Source organism: Hyphomonas sp. (assembly GCF_018402285.1).
Lineage (GTDB): Bacteria > Pseudomonadota > Alphaproteobacteria > Caulobacterales > Hyphomonadaceae > Hyphomonas.
In genome coordinates, this window is sequence record NZ_JAGYJH010000006.1 from 150,689 (window position 1) to 176,547 (window position 25,859).

Annotated in this window: 24 protein-coding genes and 1 pseudogene; 18 read left to right on the plus strand and 7 right to left on the minus strand. The window is 63.6% G+C overall.

Annotated features, from left to right (window positions below; all coding sequences use genetic code 11):
• The first annotated feature begins 650 nt into the window (after positions 1-650).
• From bchF to hemA, 14 genes and pseudogenes are all read left to right on the plus strand, one after another.
• Positions 651-1,151, plus strand: a complete 501-nt coding sequence (gene bchF, locus KG722_RS12500; RefSeq protein ID WP_213272115.1) for a 2-vinyl bacteriochlorophyllide hydratase — start codon at positions 651-653, stop codon at positions 1,149-1,151.
• A complete protein-coding gene (locus KG722_RS12505; RefSeq protein WP_213272116.1) occupies positions 1,148-2,440 on the plus strand; it encodes a ferredoxin:protochlorophyllide reductase (ATP-dependent) subunit N in 1,293 nt (430 codons plus the stop codon). The genes bchF and KG722_RS12505 overlap by 4 nt, the downstream gene beginning before the upstream one ends.
• A complete protein-coding gene (gene bchB, locus KG722_RS12510) occupies positions 2,440-3,978 on the plus strand; it encodes a ferredoxin:protochlorophyllide reductase (ATP-dependent) subunit B (RefSeq protein ID WP_213272117.1) in 1,539 nt (512 codons plus the stop codon). The genes KG722_RS12505 and bchB overlap by 1 nt, the downstream gene beginning before the upstream one ends.
• Positions 3,968-7,697 (plus strand): annotated as a pseudogene (locus tag KG722_RS12520) (magnesium chelatase subunit H). Before bchB ends, KG722_RS12520 begins: the two are co-directional and overlap by 11 nt.
• Complete coding sequence (gene bchL, locus KG722_RS12525; RefSeq protein WP_213272120.1) at positions 7,694-8,593, plus strand: ferredoxin:protochlorophyllide reductase (ATP-dependent) iron-sulfur ATP-binding protein; 900 nt, start codon at positions 7,694-7,696, stop codon at positions 8,591-8,593. Before KG722_RS12520 ends, bchL begins: the two are co-directional and overlap by 4 nt.
• Positions 8,593-9,288: a magnesium protoporphyrin IX methyltransferase gene (bchM, locus tag KG722_RS12530; protein ID WP_213272121.1), complete on the plus strand. Its 696-nt coding sequence runs from the start codon at positions 8,593-8,595 to the stop codon at positions 9,286-9,288. Before bchL ends, bchM begins: the two co-directional genes overlap by 1 nt.
• On the plus strand, positions 9,285-10,718 hold the full coding sequence (locus KG722_RS12535) for a BCD family MFS transporter (protein ID WP_213272122.1): 1,434 nt from the start codon (positions 9,285-9,287) through the stop codon (positions 10,716-10,718). Before bchM ends, KG722_RS12535 begins: the two co-directional genes overlap by 4 nt.
• Positions 10,719-10,742: 24 nt before the next feature.
• Positions 10,743-11,519, plus strand: coding sequence for a photosynthetic reaction center subunit H (puhA, locus tag KG722_RS12540; RefSeq protein ID WP_213272123.1), 777 nt, complete (start codon positions 10,743-10,745; stop codon positions 11,517-11,519).
• On the plus strand, positions 11,516-12,193 hold the full coding sequence (gene puhB / locus KG722_RS12545) for a photosynthetic complex putative assembly protein PuhB (protein ID WP_213272124.1): 678 nt from the start codon (positions 11,516-11,518) through the stop codon (positions 12,191-12,193). Before puhA ends, puhB begins: the two co-directional genes overlap by 4 nt.
• An 11-nt stretch (positions 12,194-12,204) precedes the next feature.
• Positions 12,205-12,684, plus strand: coding sequence for a photosynthetic complex assembly protein PuhC (gene puhC / locus KG722_RS12550; protein WP_213272125.1), 480 nt, complete (start codon positions 12,205-12,207; stop codon positions 12,682-12,684).
• Positions 12,681-12,965: a hypothetical protein gene (locus tag KG722_RS12555; protein WP_213272126.1), complete on the plus strand. Its 285-nt coding sequence runs from the start codon at positions 12,681-12,683 to the stop codon at positions 12,963-12,965. The genes puhC and KG722_RS12555 overlap by 4 nt, the downstream gene beginning before the upstream one ends.
• A gap of 39 nt (positions 12,966-13,004) precedes the next feature.
• Entirely contained in the window at positions 13,005-14,066 is a 1,062-nt protein-coding gene (gene acsF, locus KG722_RS12560) for a magnesium-protoporphyrin IX monomethyl ester (oxidative) cyclase (protein WP_366910252.1), read from the plus strand.
• Positions 14,067-14,074: 8 nt separating this feature from the next.
• Complete coding sequence (gene puhE / locus KG722_RS12565) at positions 14,075-14,884, plus strand: putative photosynthetic complex assembly protein PuhE (RefSeq protein ID WP_213272128.1); 810 nt, start codon at positions 14,075-14,077, stop codon at positions 14,882-14,884.
• A gap of 3 nt (positions 14,885-14,887) precedes the next feature.
• Positions 14,888-16,102, plus strand: coding sequence for a 5-aminolevulinate synthase (gene hemA / locus KG722_RS12570; protein ID WP_213272129.1), 1,215 nt, complete (start codon positions 14,888-14,890; stop codon positions 16,100-16,102).
• 52 nt (positions 16,103-16,154) lie between these two features.
• On the opposite strand, the gene KG722_RS12575 is transcribed toward hemA, so the two are convergent.
• Together KG722_RS12575 and pgeF are read right to left on the minus strand one after the other, a co-directional pair.
• On the minus strand, positions 16,155-17,093 hold the full coding sequence (locus KG722_RS12575; protein WP_213272130.1) for a ribose-phosphate pyrophosphokinase: 939 nt from the start codon (positions 17,091-17,093) through the stop codon (positions 16,155-16,157).
• A gap of 93 nt (positions 17,094-17,186) precedes the next feature.
• The gene (gene pgeF / locus KG722_RS12580; RefSeq protein WP_213272131.1) at positions 17,187-17,951 is read right to left on the minus strand and encodes a peptidoglycan editing factor PgeF; all 765 of its coding nucleotides are present in this window, start codon (positions 17,949-17,951) and stop codon (positions 17,187-17,189) included.
• Between the two features lie 180 nt (positions 17,952-18,131).
• Between pgeF and typA the strand changes: the two genes are divergently transcribed.
• Both typA and KG722_RS12590 read left to right on the plus strand, forming a co-directional pair.
• On the plus strand, positions 18,132-19,964 hold the full coding sequence (gene typA / locus KG722_RS12585) for a translational GTPase TypA (RefSeq protein ID WP_213272132.1): 1,833 nt from the start codon (positions 18,132-18,134) through the stop codon (positions 19,962-19,964).
• Between the two features lie 165 nt (positions 19,965-20,129).
• On the plus strand, positions 20,130-20,315 hold the full coding sequence (locus KG722_RS12590; RefSeq protein ID WP_213272133.1) for a hypothetical protein: 186 nt from the start codon (positions 20,130-20,132) through the stop codon (positions 20,313-20,315).
• Positions 20,316-20,393: 78 nt separating this feature from the next.
• Here the strand turns inward: KG722_RS12590 and KG722_RS12595 are convergent, their stop codons facing one another.
• The 3 genes from KG722_RS12595 to KG722_RS12605 form a co-directional block, all read right to left on the minus strand.
• Positions 20,394-21,581, minus strand: a complete 1,188-nt coding sequence (locus KG722_RS12595) for a hypothetical protein (RefSeq protein ID WP_213272134.1) — start codon at positions 21,579-21,581, stop codon at positions 20,394-20,396.
• A 114-nt stretch (positions 21,582-21,695) separates the two neighbouring features.
• Positions 21,696-22,322 carry an energy transducer TonB gene (locus tag KG722_RS12600; RefSeq protein WP_213272135.1) on the minus strand — a complete coding sequence of 209 codons (627 nt, stop codon included), beginning with the start codon at positions 22,320-22,322 and terminating at the stop codon, positions 21,696-21,698.
• Positions 22,323-22,582: 260 nt separating this feature from the next.
• Entirely contained in the window at positions 22,583-22,927 is a 345-nt protein-coding gene (locus KG722_RS12605; protein ID WP_213272136.1) for a UrcA family protein, read from the minus strand.
• Between the two features lie 368 nt (positions 22,928-23,295).
• Between KG722_RS12605 and KG722_RS12610 the strand changes: the two genes are divergently transcribed.
• Both KG722_RS12610 and KG722_RS12615 read left to right on the plus strand, forming a co-directional pair.
• Complete coding sequence (locus KG722_RS12610) at positions 23,296-23,661, plus strand: hypothetical protein (protein WP_213272137.1); 366 nt, start codon at positions 23,296-23,298, stop codon at positions 23,659-23,661.
• 102 nt (positions 23,662-23,763) lie between these two features.
• Positions 23,764-23,964 (plus strand): hypothetical protein, encoded by a 201-nt coding sequence (locus KG722_RS12615; RefSeq protein WP_213272138.1) that lies wholly within the window; start codon positions 23,764-23,766, stop codon positions 23,962-23,964.
• On the opposite strand, the gene recR is transcribed toward KG722_RS12615, so the two are convergent.
• Positions 23,961-24,566 (minus strand): recombination mediator RecR, encoded by a 606-nt coding sequence (gene recR / locus KG722_RS12620; protein ID WP_213272139.1) that lies wholly within the window; start codon positions 24,564-24,566, stop codon positions 23,961-23,963. The two genes, KG722_RS12615 and recR, sit on opposite strands and share 4 nt — an antisense overlap.
• A 33-nt stretch (positions 24,567-24,599) precedes the next feature.
• A complete protein-coding gene (locus KG722_RS12625) occupies positions 24,600-25,820 on the minus strand; it encodes a Coenzyme F420 hydrogenase/dehydrogenase, beta subunit C-terminal domain (RefSeq protein ID WP_366910241.1) in 1,221 nt (406 codons plus the stop codon).
• Positions 25,821-25,859: the final 39 nt, after the last annotated feature.

The window sequence follows — 25,859 nt, forward strand, 5'->3', positions numbered from 1 at the left end:
CGGATGCGGAAAAAAGCGGGGGAGGGCTCGGCCCGGTGGTACGTTTGCCGCGCCAGGACCAGACGGGGAATGATTTCTGCCTGTATGACGCTGAAGACCTGCTCGGCCTGGAGCGGCTGAGAGCCCTGGCTCTGAGCCCAGAAGTTTATCAGACTTCCAAAGCTTGCTGGTTCCTGCGCGGTGGATTTTCCGGTGGTTGTTTCCCGGTCACGTTCCAAAGACACTCTCGCCTCCCTTTTCCGGACGCGCAGGGCGGCCGTGCGAGGGGCGCCGCAGAACATCCATCAATCTGATCCTCGGCAGATGGTCCGCCTGGATACATTCTTTAAAATTACCGCTCGATCCTGAAAGAACGAGTGCGCTGTGGGAGGAAGCGAAACCCGGCGGGAGGCAGTCTTAAGGCGCGCGCCTGATTTCTTTATCAACGTATCAGTTGGCGCGTATTTTTAGGGTCTGCAGGACTTGATAGTCCCCGACCGGGCGGCGCTCCTGGCAGCCGCTTTTGCTTGGGAGTCACCATCACTCTTAAAGTGCAATCTGTAAAGTGCGAACTTGTAAAAACAAATTGACGTAAACTTGCGTTGACACTTTTCGAGCCCCTGTTATTCTTCGCTCATAAACAAGGAATGGGAGCGGCGGTTTAACACGCCATGTTGGAACGACCCATCAAACCTGGGAGGAGTGCGGCGATCTACACGCGCGAACAACGCCTGCGCCGCGACGCATCTCCCTGGACAATCGTCCAGGCGATCCTTGCGCCAATCCAGTTTCTTGTGTTCCTCGTCAGCGTCGGTCTTGTGGCCTATTACCTAGTAACGGGTGCTGGTTTGGCCCTCGCAACCGCATCGGTTGTGCTGAAGACCTTCTGCCTTTACGCCATCATGGTCACCGGCGCGATCTGGGAGAAGGAGGTCTTCGGGCAGCATCTCTTTGCTCCGGCATTCTTCTGGGAAGATGCCGTGTCGATGATCGTGATTGCTCTGCATACGGCCTATCTGGTCATGCTGCTCGGCCGCATCGGTTCGCCCGAAACTCAGCTCTGGGTCGCGCTGGCCGGTTACGCTGTTTACGTCATCAATGCTGGACAATTCATCTGGAAGTTGCAGTTGGCCCGGCGTGAACCGGCTTCCGGAAGGGAGACGGCATCATGACAACGCTCCTCCCGCGCGCAGGGGTGTCAAAGCCCGGTGAAGTGCCTGCCTCCGCGCCCATTCTGCGCGAGCGCGGGCAGCGGGAAGTGTTCTGCGGGCTGACCTCTATCATGTGGCTGCACCGCAAGATTCAGGACGCCTTTTTCCTCATCGTCGGCTCGCGCACCTGTGCCCATCTCATGCAGTCGGCCGCCGGGGTGATGATCTTCGCCGAGCCGCGCTTTGCCACGGCAATCATTGAAGAGCGCGACCTTGCCGGCATGGCCGACATGAATGACGAGCTCCAGCGCACGGTCGCCCGGCTGCTTGAGCGCCGGCCAGATATCCGCCTTCTCTTTCTGGTTGGGTCCTGTCCTTCGGAGGTTATTAAGCTCGACCTTGGCCGCGCCGCAGAACGCCTCTCGCAGGTCCATGCGCCCCACGTGCGTATCCTCAACTATTCCGGCAGCGGCATCGAGACAACCTTCACGCAAGGCGAAGACGCCTGTCTTGCCTCCCTTGTCCCCGGCTTGCCGGAAGCGGCACCGGAGGCGCCCTCCCTGCTTGTTGTCGGCGCGCTGGCGGATGTCGTGGAAGACCAGTTCGCAAGACTGTTCGAACAGCTTGGAATCGCCAATGTCGGTTTCCTTCCGGGGCGCAAGTCCGGCGAGATGCCTTCGGTTGGCCCCAACACTAGGTTTATGCTCGCCCAGCCCTGGCTGAAGGATACCGCGCGCGCTCTGGAAGGTCGCGGGGCAGTTCATTTGCCTGCGCCGTTCCCGCTGGGCGCAGAAGGAACAACCGCCTGGCTCAAGGCCGCAGCAGACGCCTGGGGCATCTCGCCCGCCCGCTTTGCCTCGGTTACCGACATGCCGCGCGCCCGCGCCACGCGCAGCCTGCAGCGTTATCTTCCGGAGCTGTCGGGCAAGTCGCTGTTCTGCTTCCCCGATTCCCAGATCGAGATCCCGCTTGCGCGCTTTCTGTCCCGGGAAGTCGGTATGACGCTCTGTGAAGTCGGCACGCCCTATCTTCACAGCGCCCACATGCGCCCGGAACTCGATCTCCTGGGCCCGGATGTCCAGATCAGCGAAGGGCAGGACGTTGACCGCCAGCTTGATCGCTGCCGTGCCGTGCGCCCGGATGTGTCCGTATGCGGAATGGGTCTCGCCAATCCGCTGGAGCGGGAAGGGCTGACCACCAAATGGTCCATTGAACTCGTTTTTACACCCATTCAGGGCTACGATCAGGCCGGTGACCTCGCCGAGCTGATCGCCCGTCCCCTGATGCGGAAGGGGAGGCTTGCCGTCTGATGCAGCTCACAGTCTGGACTTATGAGGGCCCGCCCCATATCGGCGCCATGCGTGTAGCCACCGCCATGACAGGCCTGCACTACATCCTGCACGCCCCGCAGGGCGACACATATGCCGACCTGCTCTTCACCATGATCGAGCGCCGCGGCCAGCGCCCGCCGGTCACCTACACTACATTCGAGGCCCGCGATCTTGGTTCGGATACGGCCGAGATTTTCAAGCGTGCCGCCCGTGACGCTGTCGAGCGCTTCAGGCCCGAAGCCATCATTGTCGGGGCGTCCTGCACCGCAGAACTGATCCAGGATGATCCTGGCGGGCTTGCCCGCACGCTTGGCCTTGATGTGCCTGTCATTCCGCTGGAGCTGCCATCTTACTCCAAGAAGGAAAACTGGGGCGCTTCGGAAACGTTCTACCGTCTGGTGAGAGGGCTTGCCCGCCCGTCGCTGCGGCAGAAAAAATCCGGCGGGGCGCGTCCGGTCTGCAACATTCTCGGGCCAACCGCCCTCGGCTTCCGCCACCGGGATGATGTGCGCGAAATCACTGGGCTCCTGGCTCATTGCGGCGTTGATGTGAACATCGTCGCCCCGCTCGGCGCCACGCCATCAGACCTGCAATTCTTGCCAGCGGCTGATTTCAACGTCGTGCTCTATCCTGAAATCGCTGAAGCCGCTGCGCGGCATCTCGAAAAGGAATTCGGCCAGCCCTACACGCGCGCAATCCCGATCGGGGTCGGCGCGACACAGGATTTTGTCGCCGAAGTCTGCGAACTCGCCGGCATCCCGATGCCGGACCTTTCCGGCTATATGAGCAATCTTCCCTGGTGGTCACGCTCGGTGGATTCCAACTATCTTACCGGCAAGCGCGTATTCGTCTTCGGCGACGCGACCCATGCTATCGCCGCGGCCCGCGTCGCCTCAGAAGAGCTCGCCTTCACGGTTGTCGGCCTTGGCACCTATAGCCGTGAATTTGCCCGCCCGGTGCGCGAAGCGGCTACAGACTACGGCATCGAAGCCCTCATCACCGATGACTATCTGGAAGTCGAGGCCGCCATCACGGCGCTGCAGCCCGAACTGATCCTCGGCACGCAGATGGAACGCCACATCGCAAAACGCCTCGGCATTCCGTGCGCGGTCATTTCCGCGCCGGTCCATGTTCAGGATTTCCCGGCCCGCTACGCGCCGCAGATGGGATTTGAAGGCGCCAATGTCCTCTTTGACACCTGGGTGCACCCGCTCCTGATGGGACTGGAGGAACATCTCCTCGGCATGTTCCGGGAAGACTTCGAATTTCATGACGAAGCCGGCGCCTCCCATCTCGGCAGTCATGCAGCGATGCCCGAAGAAGCGCCGGTGGCGACAACAGAAAGTGCCACCCCCAGCCTCGTCTGGACGCATGACGCTGAAAACGAGCTGAAGAAAATCCCGTTCTTCGTGCGCGGCAAGGCCCGGCGTAACACCGAAGCCTTCGCCCGCGACCAGCTCCTCGACACGGTCACCCTCGACACCCTCTATGATGCAAAGGCGCGCTATGGTCGTTAAGAGCATCTCCAGGGATCAGACACCCGTCCGGGTCGTGATCATTTCGCTGGACTCCCATCTCGGCGGGGCGATCTCGCGCGCAGAGCAGGTGCTCCGGCGCCAGTTGCCGGGGTTGAAACTTTCCTTCCACGCCGCCTCCGAATGGGACCGAAAACCCGCCGCCCTTCAGGCCGCCAGGGATGACATTGCCTCGGCCGATGTGATCCTCGCCTCGATGCTTTTCCTGGAAGACCATATCCGGGCCATCATGCCCGCCCTCCTGGCTCGCCGGGCGGCGTGCGATGCAATTGTCGGCTGCATGTCTGCGTCCGAAGTGGTCCAGCTGACGCGCCTTGACCGGTTTGACATGTCAAAGCCGGCCTCGGGCCCGATCGCCCTTATGAAGCGTCTGCGCGGTTCGGGCGACAAGGCGAAGGCCGGCGAGAAACAGCTGCGTACACTGCGGCGCCTGCCGAAAATCCTGCGCTTCATTCCGGGCGTTGCCCAGGATGTGCGGTCCTATTTCCTGACGATGCAATACTGGCTCGCCGGGTCTGAAAACAACATCGTCAATGTGGTCCGTTATCTCGTTGACCGCTACGCTGCCGGCCCCCGCGCGCATCTGCGCGGCACGCTCAGCCCTCAGTCCCCTGAGGAATATCCCGAAACCGGTCTCTATCATCCCGGTATCTCTCCGCGCATTACCGACAAGCTTGAGGCGCTGCCCCGCGCCCGGGCAGGGCAGCCCACCATCGGCCTTCTGGTCATGCGCTCCTACATCACCTCGGGCGACACGGCCCATTATGACGGCGTCATCGCCGCCATGGAGGCAAGAGGCCTGCGCGTCATCCCCGCCTTCGCCAGCGGTCTCGATGCTCGCAGCGCCAGTGCGCCGCTATTTCATGAAGGCAGACCGGCCGGCGATTGATGCCCTGGTCTCGCTGACCGGCTTCTCCCTTGTCGGCGGCCCGGCCTTCAATGACGCAGACGCCGCCGTTGACATGCTAAAGACGCTCGACGTTCCCTATGTGTGCGCGCTCGCGTCGGAGTTTCAGTCCCTGTCCGATTGGGGTGCCAATCCGAAAGGGCTCACTCCGGTCGAGGCTACCATGATGGTTGCCCTCCCGGAGCTTGACGGCGCCACCGGCTCTATCGTCGTCGGAGGGCGCGCAGACCACGGCACGCAATGCTTCGGCTGCGACCGGAAATGCCAGTTCCAGGAGAACGGCCGCCGGATGCAGGCCTGCCCTGAGCGGGCAGACATGCTGGCTGCCCGGGTCGCCAAGCTCGCGGGCCTGAAGAACAAATCCGCCGCCGAACGCCGCGTCGCCATCACCCTGTTCAATTTCCCCCCCAATTCCGGCGCGGCCGGCTCGGCGGCGCATCTTGCGGTCTTTGAGTCCCTTCACAACCTCCTCGGCGAACTCTCCCGGGATGGCTACAAGCTGGACGTTCCCGAAAGCGTCGATACCTTGCGCGACATGCTCCTGCAGGGCAACCGCGAACGGTTTGGAACCGACGCCAATGTCGCCGTCCAGATCCCGGTCAGCGACCATGTCCGGCGTGAGACGCGCCTTGCCGAGATCGAGGCCCAATGGGGCCCAGCCCCTGGCCGTCAGCTCACGGACGGCCGCTCACTGCTCGTCATGGGGGTCCAGCTCGGCAATGTCTTCATCGGGCTCCAGCCGGGCTTTGGCTATGAGGGCGACCCGATGCGCCTTCTGTTCGAGAAAAGCTTTGCCCCGACACATGCCTTCGCCGCCTATTATTCCTGGCTGCGCGAAGGTTTCGGCGCTGACGCCGTCATCCATTTCGGAACCCATGGCGCGCTGGAGTTCATGCCCGGCAAACAAGCCGGCCTCTCGGGCAACTGCTGGCCGGATTATCTCATTGGTGATCTGCCCAACATCTACTTCTACGCCGCCAACAACCCGTCCGAAGCTGCCATCGCCAAGCGGCGCGGCAACGCCACCATCGTGAGCTATCTTACGCCCCCCGTCGCCGAAGCCGGCCTCTACAAGGGCCTCGCTGACCTCTCCGACACGATCAGCCGCTGGCGCCATCTGAGCCCTGATCAGGCCGCCCAGCGCGATGATCTCGAAGAACTGATCTTCAGCCTCGCCGGCGAACTCGAGCTCCTGCCGGAAGCTGCGTGTGACGCTGCCGCCAGAATCGAAAGCATCCGCACCCGGTTGATGGAAATCGAAGGCTCGCTCATCCCAGAAGGCATGCACATCGCCGGCCGCGCGCCTGATGCCGCTGCGATGGAAGGCTTGCTGGCCGCGATGCCCGAAGGGGAGGGGGAGGCAGTCCTGCCGCCCGCCGCCCTCCGCGCACTCGCAGAAGGCGTCCAGCCCGCCGCTATCGCCCAGCGCCTCGGCATGGATGCGGCCCATCCCGGTCTCGTCCGCCTTGCGCGCGCCCGCCGCCTGATGGCGGAAGATCACGAATTGCCAGCGCTCCTGCATGCCCTCGACGCGGGCTACATCGCGCCTGTCCCGGGCGGTGATCTCATCCGCACGCCGGAAATCCTGCCCGCCGGGCGCAATATCCACGGCTTTGATCCCTTCCGCCTGCCGAGTGCCTTTGCCCTTGCCGACGGCCGCCGCCAGGCAGACCGCCTGCTTGCACGCCACGTGTCAGACACCGGCCGTCTCCCCGCCGCGATGGCAATGGTCCTCTGGGGCACCGACAATCTGAAAAGCGAAGGCGCCCAGATTGCCCAGGCCCTCGCGCTCATGGGCGCGGCCCCTCGGTTTGACTCCTATGGCCGCCTTTGCGGCGCAGAGCTCGTCCCGCTTGAAGCGCTCGGCCGCCCACGGATTGATGTCATGGTCACGCTTTCCGGCATCTTCCGCGATCTCCTGCCGCTGCAGATCCGGATGCTTGCCGAAGCTGCCCTCGCCGCAGCCAGCGCTGATGAGCCTCCTGAGCAAAACTTCATCCGCCGCCATGCGCTCGCCTGCCAGGGCCGTTACGGCGTCGATCTGGAAACGGCCGCCCTGCGCGTCTTCTCCAATGCCGAAGGCGCCTATGGCGCAAACGTCAACCTGCTCGTCTCCTCCGGTGCCTGGGACAAGGAAGACGAACTCGCCGACACCTATTCCCACCGCAAATGTTTTGCCTATGGCCGCAACGGCGTTCCCACCGCCCAGCCGGACATTTTCAAGAGCCTGCTGGAAGACGTTGAACTCGCCTATCAGAACCTCGAATCGGTCGAGACGGGCCTTACCACCATCGACCATTATTTCGACACGCTCGGAGGTATCAGCCGGGCCGCCGCCAAGGCGCGCGGTGAAGAGCTGAAAGTCTATGTCGGCGACCAGACGCGCGGCGACGGCATCGTCCGTACGCTGGCAGAGCAAGTCTCCCTCGAAACCCGCACCCGCACGCTGAACCCGAAATGGTATGAAGGCATGCTCCGGCATGGCTATGAAGGCGTGCGCCAGATCGAATCCCAGGTCACCAACACGATGGGCTGGTCGGCCACGACCGGCCAGGTGGCCCCCTGGGTCTATCAGGAAATGACCGAGACCTTCGTTCTCGATGAGGCTCTCCGCCGCCGGTTGATGGACCTCAACCCCGCCGCTACCGCGAAAGTAGCCGGCCGCCTGATTGAGGCGTCCGAACGCAATTACTGGTCGCCAGACCCCGAAACCCTTGCCGCCCTTCGCGCGGCGAGCGCCGAGATTGAAGACCGCCTTGAAGGCGTATTCACCCCCCAAGGAGCTGCCGCATGACCTCACTCACCCTCAACCGGCCCGGTTCTCGCCATCAGGATGGCGAGGGAAGCGTGCAGGTAAAGCTCGATGCCCGCTTCGATACAGGCCAGGCAAAGATCTTCGCCGTCTATGGCAAGGGCGGTATCGGCAAGTCCACAACCTCGTCCAATCTCTCGGCGGCCTTTTCCAAGATCGGAAAGCGCGTCCTGCAGATCGGGTGTGATCCCAAGCATGACTCCACCTTCACCCTCACCAAGAAGCTGATGCCCACGGTGATCGATGTCCTGGAATCGGTTGAGTTCCATTCCGAGGAGCTGCGCACCGAGGACTTCGTCTTTGAAGGCTATAACGGCGTGATGTGCGTCGAGGCCGGAGGCCCGCCTGCGGGCACAGGCTGTGGCGGCTATGTTGTCGGGCAGACCGTGAAACTTCTGAAAGAACACCGTCTCCTGGAAGACACCGATGTGGTCATCTTCGATGTGCTCGGCGACGTCGTTTGCGGAGGGTTTGCTTCACCGCTCCAGTATGCCGAGCGCGGCCTGATCGTGACAGCAAATGACTTCGACTCGATCTTCGCCATGAACCGGATCATGGCCGCCATCCGCGCCAAGTCGCAAAACTATTCGGTGCGCCTCGGCGGTGTCATCGCCAACCGCAGCAAGGCAACCGACGAGATCGATCGCTATTGCGACGCCACCGGTATGCGCCGCATTGCCCACTTCCCGGATCTCGATGTGATCCGCCGTTCGCGCCTCAAGAAATCCACCATCTTTGAGATGGACGCCTCGCCCGAACTCGTCGCCGTGCAGGAAGAATATCTTCGCCTCGCCGCCGCCCTCTGGCTCGGCAGCGACCCGGTTGACGCTGTCCCGATGAAGGACCGCGAAATCTTTGACTTCCTGGGGTTCGATTGATGGAGACCACCTATCAAAACCGGCGCACGGAGCTACAGGCTTATTTCGGCGACACCGCCGCCGCCGCCTGGGAGAAGCTCACTTCAACGGCCCCTGTCAGCGGCATCCGCGCCGCCGTCCGCGCCGGGCGCGACGCGATGCATGAGACAGTCCTCTCATGGCTGCCAGACGACCTCACCGGCCGCAGCGTCCTTGATGCCGGCTGCGGCACCGGCACCTTCTCGGTCGCCGCTGCAGGCCGTGGCGCAGAAGTCCTCGCCATCGACATCGCCGGCCCGCTCGTCGAAATCGCAGCAAATCGCCTCACCGATCCTCAGCTGATCCCTCGCATCACCTGGCGGGTAGGGGACATGACCCATCCCGATCTCGGCGTCTTCGATCATGCCGTGGCGGTGGATTCCATCATCCACTATGAAGAAGCCGATATGGAAGCGATGGTCTCGCGCATCCTGCCGCGCATCCGCCGCAGCCTGATCCTCACCCACGCCCCGCGCACCGCGCTGCTCACCGCAATGCACACCGCCGGCAAGCTTTTCCCTCGCGCCGACCGCGCGCCCGCCATCATCCCGGTCTCGGGCGCCAGCCTTGCCCGCCGCATCGAGGCCGCTTCCGGCGGCGCTTTCCGCGTTTCGCGCCGCAAGCGGATCAGTTCAGGTTTCTATTTCTCCGAAGCGATGGAGATCGTGCGCGCATGAGGCCCGAACGCCGCCCCGTATCAGAGGTCTGGACGGCGCTTGGCAGCCGCTTCCTGCCCTTTGCGGATGCAGCGAGCGATACGCTTCCGCTTAGCCGGCTGCTGCGCCTCTCCCTGTTCCAGGTCTCGGTCGGCATGGCAATGGTGCTGCTCACTGGCACGCTCAACCGCGTCATGATCGTCGAGCTTGGGATGCCTGCATGGCTCGTCGCGCTGATGGTCGCCCTGCCGCTCGTCTTTGCGCCGCTGCGTGCGCTGATCGGTCACCGCTCGGACACGCACAAATCCGTCCTCGGCTGGCGGCGCGGCCCGTTCATCTGGTTCGGCTCAATGTTCCAGTTCGGTGGCCTCGCCCTGATGCCCTTCGCGCTGATCCTCTTGTCGGGCGACACAACCGGCCCTGCCTGGGTTGGCCCGGCGGGCGCCGCACTTGCCTTCCTCCTCGTCGGCGCGGGCATCCACATCACCCAGACCGCCGGCCTCGCCCTCGCCAGCGATCTGGCCACGGAAGAAACACGCCCCCGCGTCGTTGCGCTCCTCTACATCATGCTGCTCTTCGGCATGCTGGTCAGCTCCCTTGTCTTTGGCTGGCTGCTGCATGATTTCAACACCATGATCCTGATCCAGGTGATCCAGGGCGCCGGCGTCGTGACGATGGCGCTCAACCTGATCGCCCTCTGGAAACAGGAAACGCAGAACCGCGCGCTGACAGATCCCGCCCGCGAGCGTCCTGCCTTTGGCGACACCTGGCGCCGACTGGTTGCCGACGCCACCACCGCTCGCCTTCTCGCCGCCTCCGGCCTCGGCGTTGCCGCCTTCAGCATGCAGGACGTTCTGCTAGAGCCTTACGGCGCCGAAATGCTCGCTATGACCGTGTCGGAAACTACCCGGCTGACGGCCCTTTGGGCGCTGGGCGCGCTGCTGGGCTTTGCCCTATGTTCGCGCCAGCTCAGCCGGGGAGGGGAGCCCCACCGGCTCGCCGGCCTTGGCGCGGTTGCCGGCATCGCCGCCTTCGTCCTCATCATCCTGGCAGAGCCTGCCGGCGTGATGGGTGTCTTCCTGCTAGGCGCCTTCCTTATCGGCTTTGGCGGCGGTCTCTTTTCTGTCGGTACGCTGACAGCCATGATGGCAGTCGCCCGCCGCCATGAAAGCGGGATTGCGCTGGGCGCCTGGGGCGCGGTTACGGCAACCGCAACCGGCGTCGCCGTTTCGCTGGGCGGCGCGCTGCGCGACATTATCAACCGTCTGGGTACGGAGGGGCATCTGGGCCTCGCCTTCTCCGGACCGGCCGCGGGTTACACCACGGTCTATGTGCTCGAAATTCTCCTCCTGTTTGCAACCCTCGCTGTGGTCGGGCCGCTCGCCCGCCACTCTCTGACAAGTTCCAACCCCCAAGCCACAAAGTTTGGTCTGGCAGCCTATCCAGGCTGACCCTACCATTGAAGGAGACCAGTCATGATGTTCCGTGGTGAATTCGTAAATGGCGTAGATCTCGTGGACGTCTGCCTATGGGCCTTCACGATCTTCTTTTTCATCCTGATCTATTACCTGCTCCGCGAAGGTGCGCGGGAAGGCTACCCGCTGGAAGAAGACACCACCGGCCGCTCAGAAGGCGCGGGCATTTTCTTTTTCCCACCCAAGAAAACCTTCAATCTGCCCAACGGTCGCGGCTCGATCGAAATGAGCTATGGCCCGGCCGATACCCGCGCCCACGCGATGCGCCGCACAGCCCCGTGGCCGGGTGCGCCGATGGAGCCCGATGGCGATCCGATGACTTCGGCCGTCGGTCCCGGCTCCTATGCCCAGCGCCTCGACGAGCCAGACCTCAACTGGGATGGATCCAACCGGATCGTGCCTTATCGTCTTCATCCGGAATATACTGTTTCGGGCAAGGACCTTGATCCGCGCGGGCTTCCCGTTGTTGGTCTCGACCGCGTCACCGCCGGAACGGTAACGGACCTCTGGGTCGACCGGGCTGAAGCCATCATCCGCTATTTTGAAGTCACGCTGACAGGGACGGGCGCGCGCGTCCTGCTGCCAGTGCCATTCTGCAACATCTCGAAAAGCCGCCGCCGCATTGAGGTGGATGCCATCAAGGCCGTTCACTTCGTGGACGTCCCCAAACTGCGCAACCCCGACCAGATCACCCGTCTGGAAGAAGATATGGTCAGCGCCTATTACGGGGCCGGCACGCTCTATGCCACGCCCGAGCGTCTGGAGCCCCTGCTATGATCGGTTTTCATGATGAAGAAGACGGGGGAGGCGAGCCCGTTCGCGGCTTCCCCCAGCGCCTGCCCGAGGGCGAGCGCCTGCTCTGGCAGGGCAGCCCGGACATTGCCGCTTTCGCCGTCCATGTCTTTCATATCCGCTTTGTCTTCGCCTATTTCCTGGCCGTTGGCGCCTGGCGCGCCACGAATGCGGCCTCTTCTGGATCGCCCGAGTTGATTGGCGGCTTACTGATGAGCGCGCTCACCGGGCTCGCCATCGGCGGAGGGCTGATCCTCCTGCTGGCCTGGGCCATGGCCCGCTCGACGATCTATTCGATCACCTCGCGCCGCGTGGTGCTGCGCTACGGCGTCGCCATCCGCAAATATGTGAACCTGCCCTTTGAGAAGATTGCCTCGGCGGACTTCCAGCGTCATGGCCCTGTCAAGGGGGATGTCCAGCTTGTCCTCTCGGCGTCCGGCGGCCTCAGCTATCTGCGCCTCTGGCCCCATGCCCGGCCGCTGCGGTTTGCCCGCCCGCGTCCTGTCCTGCGGTGCCTGAAGGATGTCACCTCGGTTTCCCGCATCCTTGCCGGCGCCATTACCGCCTACGCGCCAGACCGGGTCAGCGTCAGCGCGATCCCCGCGCGGGAAACCGCCTCGCCCTCCCTGCCGCCGGCAGCTGCCCCCAGCCTGTCATAAGGAGATTGTCCATGTCCGACCAAGCTGCGCCCTCCGTCCCGCATGATCATGACCACCACCCGCCGCGGGCGTTGCTGATGGCCTGCGCCGCCCTGGTTGTCTTCGCCCTGCTCGGCGTCTCTGTGGTCCGGCTCACCGGCTCGGCCCACACCTCCGACTGGCGCCCCCTGACGGTCGATACGCTCTCCTTCCGGTTTGCCGATGGGGAAGGCGGGGAAATCCTCGCGCTGGACGCAGACACGGGCGCCGTCGTCCACACATGGGCGCCGGAAACCGGCGGCTTCGTGCGCACATCACTGCGCTCCCTCGCGCTGGACCGCGCTCAGAACGGCCTCGGCGCCGGCCCGCCTTTCTCCCTCCACCTGACCGGCAATGGCCGGTTCATTCTGGAAGATCCCGCGACCGGCCAATGGGTTAGCCTCGACGCCTTCGGCAAGGACAACGCTGCCGAATTCGAGCGCCTCTTCGCAGAGGGGAGAGCCGCGCGATGAGCCCCCGCAAGCTGACTGTTCCGTGTACGCTCCGGATCGAGCACACCTTTGACTCCCTTGAGGCGCATGTTGAGCTTGATGGCGGCGTCCAGCCGGGTATCGGCGACCGCGTCTTTGTCCATGGCGCTCCGGTCTCCGTGCCGTTCGGAGAGCGCCTCGTCCTGCGCCGCGTCGCCACGCTCACACGCGCCAATTTTATCGAGCGGGCGCTGACACGCCTGCATGCCATGTTTCTGCTCACCGAACTTTACGAAGTGAGCTTCAGTGATGGGAGGGTCTGACCAATGACCGCAATGGAAGCAACGCTGACCGCCGACGAAATGCGCGCCCTCGAAGCGCCCCCGCGCGCCTTCGACACCAACACGCTCGCCCTCCAGGAAACGATGCTCAGCCCGCGTTTCTATACGACGGACTTTGACGCGATAGACGCGATGGATATCTCCCCCGTCCGCGAAGAGTGGGACGCGCTGATCGCTGAAATGGCGGCCGATCCAAACCGCACCCATTTCAAGCGCACCACTGAGTTCGACAACATCCTCGATACCCTCTCGCCCGAGTTGCGCACCGAGTTTGTGGACTTCCTTGTCAGCTCGCTGACCTCGGAATTTTCCGGCTGCGTCCTCTACCGAGAAATCACTCGCCAGGTCAGCAATCCGGACATGGCCGCCCTCTTCAGATATCTCAGCCGGGATGAAGCCCGCCATGCCGGCTTCATCAACTTCGTCCTCAAGGATTTCGGTATCGGCGTCGATCTCGGCTTCCTGACGCGCAAGAAGAAGTACACCTTCTTCAAACCCAAATATATTCTCTACTCGGTCTATCTCTCCGAGAAGATCGGCTATGCCCGCTACATCACCATCTTCCGCCAGCTCGAGAAGCATCCTGAACTGCGCTTCCACCCGATCTTCAAATGGTTTGAACAATGGTGCAATGACGAGTTCCGCCACGGCGAAGCCTTCGCCCTCATCATGCGCGCAGACCCCACCCTCCTGAAGGGCGGAAACCTTTACTGGATCCGCTTCTTCCTGCTCGCTGTCTACGCCACCATGTATGTCCGCGACCATCGCCGCCCGGCCTTCCATGCGGCCCTTGGCGTTGACCCCACAGAGTATGATTACAAGGTCTTTGAGCTGACGAATGTCATCGCCCGCCAGGTTTTCCCGGTCGAGCTTGACATCGATGCCCCCGAATTCCGAGAAGGCCTCGAGCGCCTGCGCATCATTTCTGACCGGATGGAGGAACTCAAAGGCACCGGTCCCCTCGGCTGGCTCAAGGGAAAAGGCCTCGCCCTCTCGGCGGGTTGGACATTCCTGCGCCTCTACTTCCGCCCGGTGCGGAAAAACACCCTGCCGGAAAAAGTTCGGCTCGAGCCGGTCTGGTAACCGCGCGGATGTCGGACTACCTGCCTCCGGTCCTGTTTGCGGCGCTCGCCTGGTGGCTGAGCACGGGCGCGATCTTTTTCCTGATCGGTCTGCCCCGCCGCACGCATGTCTGGACTGCCTGGGGCGCTACCGCCGTGCTCGCAGGGGCAACCCTTCTTGTCATAGCCCTGCGGGACCAGACCAGCGTGCAGGCAGCCTATCTCGGCTTCGGCGCGGGCCTGATGCTCTGGGCCTGGCATGAGGTGATGTTCCTCACCGGCTTCCTCACCGGCTCCTCGCGTGAAGCCTGTCCTGAGGGCGCCACCGGAACCAGCCGTTTCCGCGCCGCCTTCGCCACCGTATTCCATCACGAGATCGCCATTGCCGCCCATGCCGTCATTCTCGGCGTCATCAGCTGGGGCGCTGCCAACCAGTTTGCCTTCTGGGCCTATCTCATTCTCTGGGCGGCGCGCATCTGCGCCAAGCTCGTCGTCTATTCCGGCGCGCCCAACATCACAGACCAGTTTATGCCACGCCATCTGGACTATCTGAAAACCTATTTCAGCCGCCGCGCGCCAGGCTCGGTCTTTGCCCTGGCCATCGTCGTCATCACCAGCCTCTCGGTCTGGCTCGCGCTCAAGGCCTTCGGCTATCCTCCGGGCAGCTTTGAGTCGGCCGGCTTCCTCCTGCTTACCGCTATTACCGTCCTTGCCCTGATAGAACATTGGGCCCTGGTCCTGCCCCTGCGGGACCCATCACTGTGGGGGTGGGCCATCAAGCCGGCCGTTCACGAACACGCACACAAACACCCAGAAAACAAAGAGAAATGGAGGGGTTGACCCATGGATTTTGAAGCGCATTTCCAAAGTGAGCTCGACGCGCTGCGCCAGGAAGGCAACTACCGCGTCTTCGCCAACATAGAGCGCGAGAAGGGGGCTTTCCCCAAGGCCGTGTTCCGCGGCGAGCGCGGCGAAGAGCCCGTCAAGGTCTGGTGCTCGAATGATTATCTCGGCATGGGCCAGCATCCCGAAGTGCTCTCTGCCATGCATGAGGTTCTCGAAACCTGCGGCGCCGGCGCCGGAGGTACACGGAACATCTCCGGTACCAACCATTACCATGTCCTGCTTGAGCAGGAGCTGGCAGACCTGCACGGCAAGGAAGCCGCGCTCCTCTTCACCTCCGGCTATGTCTCCAACTGGGCCACGCTCGGCACGCTTGGCGCCAAGATCCCCGGCCTCGTTATCCTGTCGGATGCGCTCAACCACGCCTCGATGATCGAAGGCATCCGCCACAGTCGCGCCCCCTGCAAGGTCTTTCGCCACAACGATCCCGAAGACCTCCGCCGCAAGCTCGATGCGCTGGACCCGGACGTGCCCAAGCTCATCGCCTTTGAAAGCGTGTATTCCATGGATGGCGACATCGCTCCGATTGCGGAGTTCTGTGACATCGCTGAGGAATACGGCGCGATGACCTATCTCGATGAAGTCCACGCGGTTGGCCTTTATGGTCCCCGCGGCGGCGGCATTGCCGAGCGGGAAGGCCTGATGGACCGGCTCACCATCATCGAAGGCACGCTCGGCAAGGCGTTTGGCGTCGTCGGCGGATATATCGCCGGCTCGGCCGCGGTGGTCGACTTTGTCCGCAGCTTTGCGTCCGGCTTCATCTTCACCACGGCGCTCCCGCCCCATATCGCGGCCGGCGCCCAGGCATCGATCCGCCATCTGAAGGTATCCAACTGGGAGCGGATGCAGCAGCAGGACCGCGTCCGCAAGGTCCGCCGCCGCCTGCGCGAAATCGGCATCCCGGCGATGGAAAACCCGAGCCATATCGTCCCGGTCATGGTCGGCGATCCGGTCAAGTGCAAGATGATCTCGGACTGGCTGATGGAGCGCTACGGCATCTACGTCCAGCCGATCAACTATCCCACGGTCCCCAAGGGCACAGAGCGCCTGCGCATCACGCCCTCGCCGGTCCACACTGACGCTGACATCGAGGAACTCGTCCAGGCCCTCTCAGAGCTCTGGTCCCACTGCGCCCTCGCCCGCGCCACGGCGTAATCCGTCTGGAAAGCAAGGAAAGCCCGCGCCATGCGCGCGGGCTTTTGTTTGCCTAACGGTCAAACAGCTTCGACACGCTCTCTTCATTCGCAATCCGGCGGATTGCTTCGCCCAGCAGCGGTGAAATCGGCAGCACACGGATATTCTTCGATTTCAGCGCTTCTTCAGACGGCTGGATCGTATCTGTCATCACAAGCTCATCGAGCACCGAATTCTCGATCCGGCTGACCGCCGCGCCCGAGAGGACGCCATGCGTCACATAGGCCGAGACCGAGCTGGCCCCATGCTCCTTCAGCGCCGCAGCCGCGTTCGCCAGGGTGCCGCCGCTGTCGCACATGTCGTCCAGCATGATGCAGCGCGCGCCGCTGACATCGCCGATGATGTTCATCACTTCCGATTTGCCCGACTCGGGCCGGCGCTTATCGACGATGGCAAGGTCGGCGTCATCCAGCCGCTTGGCGAGCGAGCGCGCGCGCACCACCCCGCCCACGTCCGGGGAGACGACGATGATCTTCTCCTTGCCGTAACGCTCCTTGATGTCGTCCACCATCACGGGCCCGCCAAAGAGATTGTCGGTCGGAATATCGAAGAAGCCCTGGATCTGCCCGGCATGCAGGTCGACCGTCAGCACGCGGTCAGCGCCAGCGGTCGAGATGAGGTTTGCCACGAGCTTGGCTGAAATCGGCGTGCGGCCATCGGTTTTGCGGTCCTGGCGGGCATAGCCGAAATAGGGGATCACGGCGGTGATGCGCCGGGCCGAGGCGCGGCGCAGCGCGTCCATCATGATCAGGAGCTGCATCAGATTGTCGTTGGCCGGGTAGGAGGTCGACTGGATGACGAACACATCCTCCCCGCGGACATTCTCGTCGATCCGGACGAAGATTTCCTGGTCGGCGAAGGTTTTCACCTCTGAGCGGGTCAGCCGCATGTCGAGGTAATCGGCGATGGCATCAGACAGAGGCCGGTTTGCGTTGCAGGAAATCAGCTTCATGGGCGGGCTCTCTTCTGACCGGCGGGGTTCGCGACGCTTTTGTAACAGGCGCTGCCGAGTCGCAAGCCACAGGATTCTGGAATCCGCAGTATCTCAGCGCTGAATGACAATCGCCGAAGCATTCCGTCCATAATCGGGCTCGCCGCGCAGGTTGCGCCGCCGATTAGAAAAGTAGGTATCTTCCATCGCGCAGGTGTCATGGCCGAGATTGAACACCGCGCTCGTCCCGGCGGAAATTAGCTGACGCTGGCAGAAGCCCGGCAGGTCAAAGTGAAACCGGTCGCCCTTGCCGGGAGTGAAGAGGTCCCCGCTGCCTGCGTCCTGGCTGATGAACGTCTCGCGGAACTCAGGCCCCACCTCATAGCTTGCCTGCTGGATGACCGGGCCAATCGCGGCGCGGATGCGCTCCCGCTTTGCGCCCAGCGCCTCCATCCCCTCCAGCGTGCGCAGCAGTACGCCTCCGATTGCGCCTTTCCAACCGGCATGCGCCGCGCCGATCACGCCCGAATCTGGGTCTGCAAAAAGGACCGGGGTGCAGTCTGCCGACAGGATGCAGAGGGCGAGCCCCGGCCGGTCCGTCACCATCGCGTCGGCTTTCGGCCGCTCATCCCAGGGCGCCGTCACCGTTACCACATCGGGCGAATGCACCTGATAGCAGGAGAGCAGCCATTTCGTCCCCATCGACCCGGCAATCCGGGCTCGGTTTTCGGCAATGTTGCGCGGATCATCGCCTGATCCCTCGCCGGAATTGAGGCTCTCATAAATCCCGCCGGAAACCCCGCCTTTCCGGCCGAAGTAACCATGGGATAGCCCGGAAAATCCGGAGAGCAGCGGGGCAGTGGCAAAGGGCGGGTGCATGCCTTCCGTGCTGCCGGGCGCGGCCCGCCCCGTCAAGGCCCGGAAAGGCAGGCGGGCCCAGCGTCAAAACATGCCGCTCCGGCATAGTCAAAACGCCGCTTGTCTGCTACGTGCGCGCCAAACCCACCAGACAGCGCCCGTTTTTCCTCCCGAACGCCGCCCGCCGGAAAGCCTGACCCTATGACCACGCCGCTCGAAAAGATGCGCAACATTGCCATCATCGCCCACGTTGACCATGGCAAGACCACGCTCGTTGACGAACTCCTGAAACAGTCCGGTACGTTCCGCGCCAACGAAAAGACGGCCGAGCGGATGATGGACTCCAACGACCTCGAAAAAGAGCGCGGCATCACCATCCTCGCCAAGACCACCTCGGTCGAGTGGAACGGCTACCGCATCAACATCGTCGATACCCCCGGCCACGCTGACTTCGGCGGGGAAGTGGAGCGTATCCTCGATATGGTGGACGGCGTGATCGTGCTCGTCGATTCGGCCGAAGGCCCCATGCCGCAGACCAAATTCGTGGTCTCCAAGGCCCTGAAACTCGGCCTGCGCCCCATCGTGGCAATCAACAAGATCGACAAGGCCGAGCGCCGCGTGGACGAAGTCCTCAACGAAGTCTTCGACCTCTTCGCAAACCTCGACGCCACCGATGAGCAGCTCGATTTCCCCGTCCTCTACGGCTCGGGCAAGATGGGCTGGATGTCGACCCAGTATGAAGAGGTCCGCCCCAACATGGATGAACTCTTCCAGCTGGTCGTCGATCACGTCCCGACGCCCAAAGTGGCCGACGGCCCGTTCCGCTTCCTTGCCACCACGATTTCGGCAGACCCCTTCCTCGGACGCATCCTGACCGGCCGCATCCTCTCGGGCAGCGTCAAGCCAAACCAGTCGATCAAGGTGCTCAACCGCGAAGGCGGCCTCGTCGAGCAGGGCCGTGTCTCGAAAGTCCTCGCTTTCCGCGGTCTTGAGCGCGTGCCCGTGGACGAAGGTTCGGCAGGCGACATCATCTCGCTCGCCGGCATGACCAAGGCCAACGTGGCCGACACCTTCTGCGACCCTTCCGTCACCGAACCGCTTGCGGCCCAGCCGATCGACCCGCCGACCATCTCGATGACCTTCCGTGTCAACGACAGCCCGCTGGCCGGCACAGAAGGCACCAAAGTCACCTCGCGCCTCATCTGGGACCGCCTCCTGAAGGAAGCCGAAGGCAATGTCGCCCTGAAGGTCGAGCGCGCTACGGATGCCGAAGCCTTCACCGTCTCCGGCCGGGGCGAGCTTCAGCTCTCCGTCCTTATCGAGACGATGCGTCGCGAAGGCTTCGAGCTCGGCGTCGCCCGCCCGCAGGTCGTCATGCAGGAAGGCGAGAATGGCGAGAAGCTGGAACCCATCGAGGAAGTCATCATCGATGTCGATGACGAACATTCCGGCATCGTCGTGCAGAAGATGAATGAGCGCAAAGCCGAGATGCTCGACATGCGCCCCTCCGGCGTTGGCCGCACGCGCCTGGTCTTCCACGCGCCCACGCGCGGCCTGATCGGCTATCAGGGCGAGCTGCTGTCGGACACCCGCGGCACCGCCATCATGAACCGTATCTTCCACGAATACTCGCCCTACAAAGGCAAGATCCAGGGCCGCCACACCGGCGTCCTGATCGCCATGGAGCAGGGGGAGGCGGTTGCCTTCGCCCTCTGGAACCTGGAAGACCGCGGCCCGATGATGATCCATCCCGGCGCCAAGGTTTATGGCGGCATGATCGTGGGCGAACACAACCGCGAGAACGATCTGGAAGTGAACGTCCTGAAGGGAAAGAAGCTCACCAACATGCGCGCCTCGGGAACGGACGAAGCCGTCCGCCTCACCCCGCCGCTGATGATGACGCTGGAAAAATCCCTGGCTTACATCGCCGACGATGAACTCGTCGAAGTTACGCCCAAGAATATCCGCCTGCGGAAAATATGGCTCGACCCCAACGACCGTAAACGCCGATCCAAACAGACCGCCGACGCATAAGCAAGGGTGTCATCCCTGAAAGCGCAAAGCGCTTTTCCGGGACCCTCTGGCCGCAGCAAAAGGCCCTCTCTGCCGGAGAGGGCCTTTTTGCGCCCATATGCCCCGGGAACCTATCGCCCCCGCGCCGCGTTACTCCTCCGAACACAATGTGTGTGGAGGTATCCCATGTCGTCCTTTGCTATCTATCTGATCGGCTTCCTGCTTTTCATCGCCGGTCTCGCCTATGGCGCGTTCCTTCTGGGCATCGCGCTTACCTGGATTTTCGTCGGCGCGGTCACGCTCCTGGGCTTCGGCATGGTCATCGGCGTCGGCAAGACCCGCCAGAAAGACCACACCCCCACCAGCGAATAAGTCACGCGCAACGGCCCCCGTATCATCCTGGACACCGCAATGCGGTGATCCGGGACCTTCCCGTGTGATGCCATTCCTTCAGCTGTCGGAGAACTCCGCGTCCGCTTCGGCGTTGCCCGAATCCGGCGCGTCCATCTCCGCGTCAAACGCTTCCAGTGCTCCAGCGTCTGCGCGCTCCACATCCACGGCGGCCTCCGCCTCCATGAGGCACCCCGCGTCCAGCCCCGCCTCGCACGCCACAGCGTAAAGCCGCGCGGCTCCGTCTTCATCGGCCCGGCCGCCTTCGCCGCTACGGCGCATGTCGCCTGCCTGCAGGCACGCCTCGGCCACGCCCGCCTTGCACGTTTCGGAAAACAGGAACCGCGCGCGTGAGAGCTCCAGCTCGTCCGTGCCCGCATCATACATCATCCAGGCCAGCTCATAGCAGCCCTTAACCGACCCTTGCGTGCAGATCACCGAAAAGATCCTCCGCGCCCGCGCAGGGTCAGGTGCTCCCCCCGTCCCGTCGCGCAGCCAGGCAGCAAAGAGCTCGCATGCCTCGGCCTCGCCCCGCCCGCAGGCAACCTCCATTGCCCCGCGCTCCTGCGCCAGCAATTCGTCTTCGGTCGGCTCAGCCACCGCTTCGGCTGCCTCGCTTCCCATACCGTCTTCAGAAAGTTCCGCCGCCGCGTTCGCCCCGGCGCTCGCCCTCCCGAAATCTAGGTCGGGCAGCGCCTCGCTTGCAAAGCCCGGCAGGGCCGCTTCGCTGACAGCCGCCTCCCGCACGGGCGAAACGGACGCCGTCACGATCATCGGCGCGTTGCGGTCTTCCGCGTCCGGCGCGCCCACGTCGAGGGGGAGGGCAGGCCCCTCCACAAGATGCTGCGGCGCCTCCGAGGCGGGCTCTATCCCCGCGCGGTCACACCCGTCCTCAAGGTCCAGCTCGCAGGCCCGCATATATGCTGCCAGCGCGCCTTCGGCGTCTGGCGCACCAAAGTCGGGAAACTCCAGCTCTGTGCCCAGCCGGAAACACGCCCGCGCCACGTCGAGCTCACACGCCTGCGCAAAGAGGCCGAGCGCCCCGGCCGCATCGCCGCCTGCAAGAAAAAGCCCTTCGCCCAGCGCGAGGCAGGCTTCGCCATGGCTTGCCGCGCAGGCCGCTTCCACAGCGTCTGCCGCCTCGCCGCCTGCGTCTTCGCCCTGCGCCAGCGCGCTGCCGGGCGAAGCCAGCATCACCAGCCCCAGCAGCCCGGCTGCAAGATCAACACGTCTCGATTGGAATCGCATAGGCTCCCCGAAACTCACCCCGCCGTCATATTGGCGGGCCCGCCCCCCCGGTCAACCATTAGCGGCCGGCCAGGCTGACGCCGGGGCGGGGCGGGGCCCGCCCCGGCGCGCCCGTCAGTTCACCTCGAAGACAAGCGGATAGATCGCATTCTTCTGAACGACGGGCTGGCCATTGCGGATGGCGGGGAGAAATTCCGCCCGCCGCACGGCCCTTTCGGCCTCGGCCTTGAACATATTGTCCGTACACTTCGCGACCACATCCTGCGGCCGCCCGGCCGTATCCACATCGAAGTAGACGTCACAGCTGCCGGAAATTCCGCGCGAGAGCGCCGCCTGCGGCATCGTCAGCACAGGCGGGCGCACCGCCACGAGCTCGCGCCCGTCAATCGGGCTGGCGGATATCGCCCCGAAACTGATCTTTCCGATGTCGTACTGTCCCGGCGTCTGGCCGGCCCAGACCGGCCCGATCGGGCCAATGCCGCTTGTCTGCACGTCTGTCCGGTCCATCGGCGGGGGCTTCTGCGCAGCTTCCAGCGGCAGGGGCTTCGACTTGGTGCGGATCTCCCCGGTCGTTTGCATCTGCGGGGTCACACGGGTCAGCGCCCGCTGGGGTTTTTCGTCCAGCCGGATATCGCTGACGGTGATCAGCGCATTGGCAGCCAGAAACAGTCCATAGACCAGCGGTACGGCCAGAATGGCCGCAAGGCTCAGGCGCGATGGCCCTGTATTAAGTGTCAACATTGTTTCCTCCCGCCTTCCGGCGCTTGTTCCGTTCGGGCCTTTTGCGGCCCGTGTCCGGGGTCAGGCAGCCCCTCGCTGCCCAACCCTTACGCTAGGGAAGCATTCCCTAGCGTCAAGAGGAAAAACGGGAAAACGCGGCAATCTCGGCGCGCGCAGACATGCCGGGGTGAGGGGCCACCCTTTGGCCTCAGGTGGCCCCTCCAACGCCGCGGACCGGGAGGAAACATTGGTCTGGCGTTGTTCCGGAGGATGGGGAGGCTTTAGTTGGCGAGCGCGTAGTCCAAAGCAGCCAGTCGCTGGAAGCCAGGGGTGATGTCTGCGCCCGAGGTGCTGACATCGACATGGATCTGCTGGATTGCCGCCTTTACCAGCGCGTCGGCGCAGGTTTCGTCGACATACACCGCGCCCATAGCGGGTACACGCTGCGAGCAGACCTTGCGGGCTTCCCGCTTCAGGGACGTCACGATCGTCTCGGCGCCGTCTTCACTGGTCAGAAGGGCAGGGTCATAGTTCATCTTCAGGGTCACTTCTTTGAGCGACTCTGCGGCGGCAAAAGGGGTGAGAACCATGGCAGCGGCCAGGATCATCGAGGTAGCTTTCAGCATTGATTTAGTCCTTCAGAGTTAGCGCCGGACGCGCCGGCAGGAAAACTCCTCCCGCAGCGCGTCCGGGGGCTTATCCTGCTCCGGTACGGTGAGCGCGGTCCCGGTGGACGGGTCCCGCGCGCCGTGGCCTTGACCGGAGCGGCCCAGCTCATGCTGCATTGCAACAATTAGTCTGCTTCTGCGACGGGGCAATGACGCTCCGCGCCGACTGCGCGAATAGCTGCGTTTCCGCCCGCAAATGCCCCCAGCCGGGCAATCCTGCCCAACAACTGAACAGGTGTTGGAACAAAGCCCCCCGAATCGGTGGCTGGGCGTCATTTCCAGTCCCGGTTATTTGTTGTGCCAGATTGATCCAGGATGCTCCCCGAATGCTCTTTCGCGCCGTTTTCGCCGCCGCCCTGTTTGGCCTCGTTCCCGCTTACGCCAGCGCAGAGACGCCAGAGGCGGGCGCGGCCCCTGCCGAATGCCCCGCCGAGGCAGAACAGACCCTCTTCAACCTCTTCCATGCGGGCCAGGCCGGCACCATCAGCGATGGCAATACGGTCTATTCTTATGCCGAAACGGCCCGCCAGCTCTGCGCCGAGCGGGGGGAGGTGCAGGGCATCCTGGCTAAGCAGTATGCGTCCGAATACCGCCTCGCCTCCGATCGCGGCGACAATGAAGCGAAAAACTTCAACCAGATCATGCGTATCCAGACAGATCTGCGCGAAGCTTACCCTACACTCGGCCAGTGAAACCGTCATTGGCCGGGATTGACCACAAAGCGTCCGGAATGGCGCGAAGTGACGGAAAGTGTCTATTGCCGAAAGACGGGGCCAGGAGTGCGCCCAGAAGTGGTGAAAAGCTCGCCCCTCTCGCCGCCAGCCATCCGGCCCTGCATCCGGCGCAGGCTGATCGGGCAAAAGCCCCGGTCCGTGCTGGCGAGCGGCCCGGCGTCAGATGCGCCCAGCGCGCACATCAACGCCGTCAACCGACGCATTGTCAGTGTGGTTCAGGCTGACGCCCAGGGCGCCACGCGCCTGCTTGATCCCGGCTAAACGCCGCGCCGCGACCGCAGCGCTGCCGCCAGCGTGCCATCATCAAGATGATCGAGCTCTCCGCCTACAGGAACCCCATGCGCGAGCCTTGTCACATCAACGCCTTTCCCGGCCAGAAGGTCGGCCACATAATGCGCCGTGGTCTGACCATCCACTGTTGCATTGAGGGCGAGGATCACCTCGCGCACTCCGCCCGCCTCGACCCGGGCCACAAGGCTTGCAATGCCAAGGTCCTCCGGCCCGATCCCGTCAATGGCGGACAGGGCCCCGCCCAGAACATGATAGCGCCCCCGGAACGCGTCCCCGCGCTCCAGCGCCCAGAGGTCAGGCACGTCTTCCACCACGCAGAGTATGCCGTCATCGCGCCCTGGCATCTGGCACACCGCGCAGGGCTGCACCGTATCGAAGTTGCCGCAGACCTGGCATTTCTGGATCTTCGCGCCCGCCTCGGCCAGCGCCTCGGCCAGCGGCTTCAGCAGCGTGTCATTGCGTTTCAATAGATGCAGCGCCACCCGCCGCGCCGACCGGGGGCCAAGCCCCGGCAGCTTCGCGATCAGGTCAATCAGGCGCAGAAGTTCAGGGCCGGCAGAACGTTGGGACATGGGGAGGCCTTCTGCCTGAGTCTGTTGGGCGTGTCATCCCGGGTCCTTCCGCTCGCCGTCGGCGGGCTTCAGCCCATACGCCTCCAGCAGCCGCCAGACATGGGCAGGCACCATGTTCTTGATTTTTCCGGGTTCTTCCCGGCGCAGATGGATCACGGTTTCCGCCGCCTTCATTTCCAGTCTTGTCCGGGCAAATTCCAGCCCCTTGGGCCCGATGCGTGGCTGCAGGAACGAAACCAGCGGGCGCACCCAGTCAGGCATCGACCGCAGCGGCAGGCCGCCGGCTGCCCGCTCGACATTGGCAATGAAGGCCGCCACATGCGGCGCCCGCTTGCCGGATGATCCGGGCGGACTGGAAACCAGCTCCTCGCCGAGCAGCGCGACAAGTTCCTCGCCCCGCTCATTGCGCACGATCAGCCACTGGTCGCCTTCGCCCGCCATGTAGCCGACCGTGAGGTCGCTCAGCGCATTGGTATAATCCACGCAGGTCCGGCAGGTGAGGGGGAAGAAATCACGCGGCAGTTTCGAGATCGGCAGCGAGAGGAACGGGATCAGCTTTTTCCGCCCGTCATCAAAGCGCAGCTCGACGCGGAAATCGGCGCGGAATTCCAGATACGAAATCGTCTCCGGGGCGTCGTCCAGTAGCGCGAGGAATGTATGGAAATTCTCCGTCGTAGTATTGTCCGAGCACGGCGTACCGATCACATAGAGCTTTTCCAGCCCGAACTCTTCTTCCAGCGCGCGGACGGCATAGACCTGGCAGGGAATGCCGATCAGCGCGACCTTCTTCAGTCCCCGCACCGCCACCTCCTCCATCAGCGCTACCAGCGGAGAATAGCCCATCCGCATCCCGCGGCACCCGGCCATGTCCTGCGCCCGCATCACGATCACCGGCCTCGGCTTCCAGCGGTCTTCCGGGTCGGGCGCCACAGTCAGCACCGCCTCGACCGCGCCCGTCTCCAGCAGCCGTTCGCCGATCCGGCTGGCAATCCCCGTCCACTGCGCGCCCTCCTTGGGTGGCGTCAGCCTTGCCCGCAGCATCCGCCGGAACACGCCAAACCCGGTTTCATCCGGCTGCAGATTATCCCGCGCCCGGCCATGCATGCGGGTCTCAAGGCCCGGATAATCAGGCTTGATGAACTGGCACGCCCGACCGCAGGCCTTGGCATCGGCCATTCGCGAAACCCCGCAATCGGTGCAGAGCCCGCGCGGTTCAGGGACACGAAAGTCTGGGGTGAAGGGCGGCGCGGTCATCCCGTGATGTTATAGGGGCCCGGGCCCCCGTGTCACGCG

Excerpts from the sequence above, each read along its gene's own strand:
- bchF (WP_213272115.1), top strand. The coding sequence starts at position 651 with ATGTTGGAACGACCCATCAAACCTGGGAGGAGTGCGGCGATCTACACG.
- KG722_RS12505 (WP_213272116.1), top strand. The coding sequence starts at position 1,148 with ATGACAACGCTCCTCCCGCGCGCAGGGGTGTCAAAGCCCGGTGAAGTG.
- bchB (WP_213272117.1), top strand. The coding sequence starts at position 2,440 with ATGCAGCTCACAGTCTGGACTTATGAGGGCCCGCCCCATATCGGCGCC.
- bchL (WP_213272120.1), top strand. The coding sequence starts at position 7,694 with ATGACCTCACTCACCCTCAACCGGCCCGGTTCTCGCCATCAGGATGGC.
- bchM (WP_213272121.1), top strand. The coding sequence starts at position 8,593 with ATGGAGACCACCTATCAAAACCGGCGCACGGAGCTACAGGCTTATTTC.
- KG722_RS12535 (WP_213272122.1), top strand. The coding sequence starts at position 9,285 with ATGAGGCCCGAACGCCGCCCCGTATCAGAGGTCTGGACGGCGCTTGGC.
- puhA (WP_213272123.1), top strand. The coding sequence starts at position 10,743 with ATGATGTTCCGTGGTGAATTCGTAAATGGCGTAGATCTCGTGGACGTC.
- puhB (WP_213272124.1), top strand. The coding sequence starts at position 11,516 with ATGATCGGTTTTCATGATGAAGAAGACGGGGGAGGCGAGCCCGTTCGC.
- puhC (WP_213272125.1), top strand. The coding sequence starts at position 12,205 with ATGTCCGACCAAGCTGCGCCCTCCGTCCCGCATGATCATGACCACCAC.
- KG722_RS12555 (WP_213272126.1), top strand. The coding sequence starts at position 12,681 with ATGAGCCCCCGCAAGCTGACTGTTCCGTGTACGCTCCGGATCGAGCAC.
- acsF (WP_366910252.1), top strand. The coding sequence starts at position 13,005 with ATGCGCGCCCTCGAAGCGCCCCCGCGCGCCTTCGACACCAACACGCTC.
- puhE (WP_213272128.1), top strand. The coding sequence starts at position 14,075 with ATGTCGGACTACCTGCCTCCGGTCCTGTTTGCGGCGCTCGCCTGGTGG.
- hemA (WP_213272129.1), top strand. The coding sequence starts at position 14,888 with ATGGATTTTGAAGCGCATTTCCAAAGTGAGCTCGACGCGCTGCGCCAG.
- KG722_RS12575 (WP_213272130.1), bottom strand. The coding sequence starts at position 17,093 with ATGAAGCTGATTTCCTGCAACGCAAACCGGCCTCTGTCTGATGCCATC.
- pgeF (WP_213272131.1), bottom strand. The coding sequence starts at position 17,951 with ATGCACCCGCCCTTTGCCACTGCCCCGCTGCTCTCCGGATTTTCCGGG.
- typA (WP_213272132.1), top strand. The coding sequence starts at position 18,132 with ATGACCACGCCGCTCGAAAAGATGCGCAACATTGCCATCATCGCCCAC.
- KG722_RS12590 (WP_213272133.1), top strand. The coding sequence starts at position 20,130 with ATGTCGTCCTTTGCTATCTATCTGATCGGCTTCCTGCTTTTCATCGCC.
- KG722_RS12595 (WP_213272134.1), bottom strand. The coding sequence starts at position 21,581 with ATGCGATTCCAATCGAGACGTGTTGATCTTGCAGCCGGGCTGCTGGGG.
- KG722_RS12600 (WP_213272135.1), bottom strand. The coding sequence starts at position 22,322 with ATGTTGACACTTAATACAGGGCCATCGCGCCTGAGCCTTGCGGCCATT.
- KG722_RS12605 (WP_213272136.1), bottom strand. The coding sequence starts at position 22,927 with ATGCTGAAAGCTACCTCGATGATCCTGGCCGCTGCCATGGTTCTCACC.
- KG722_RS12610 (WP_213272137.1), top strand. The coding sequence starts at position 23,296 with ATGCTCTTTCGCGCCGTTTTCGCCGCCGCCCTGTTTGGCCTCGTTCCC.
- recR (WP_213272139.1), bottom strand. The coding sequence starts at position 24,566 with ATGTCCCAACGTTCTGCCGGCCCTGAACTTCTGCGCCTGATTGACCTG.
- KG722_RS12625 (WP_366910241.1), bottom strand. The coding sequence starts at position 25,820 with ATGACCGCGCCGCCCTTCACCCCAGACTTTCGTGTCCCTGAACCGCGC.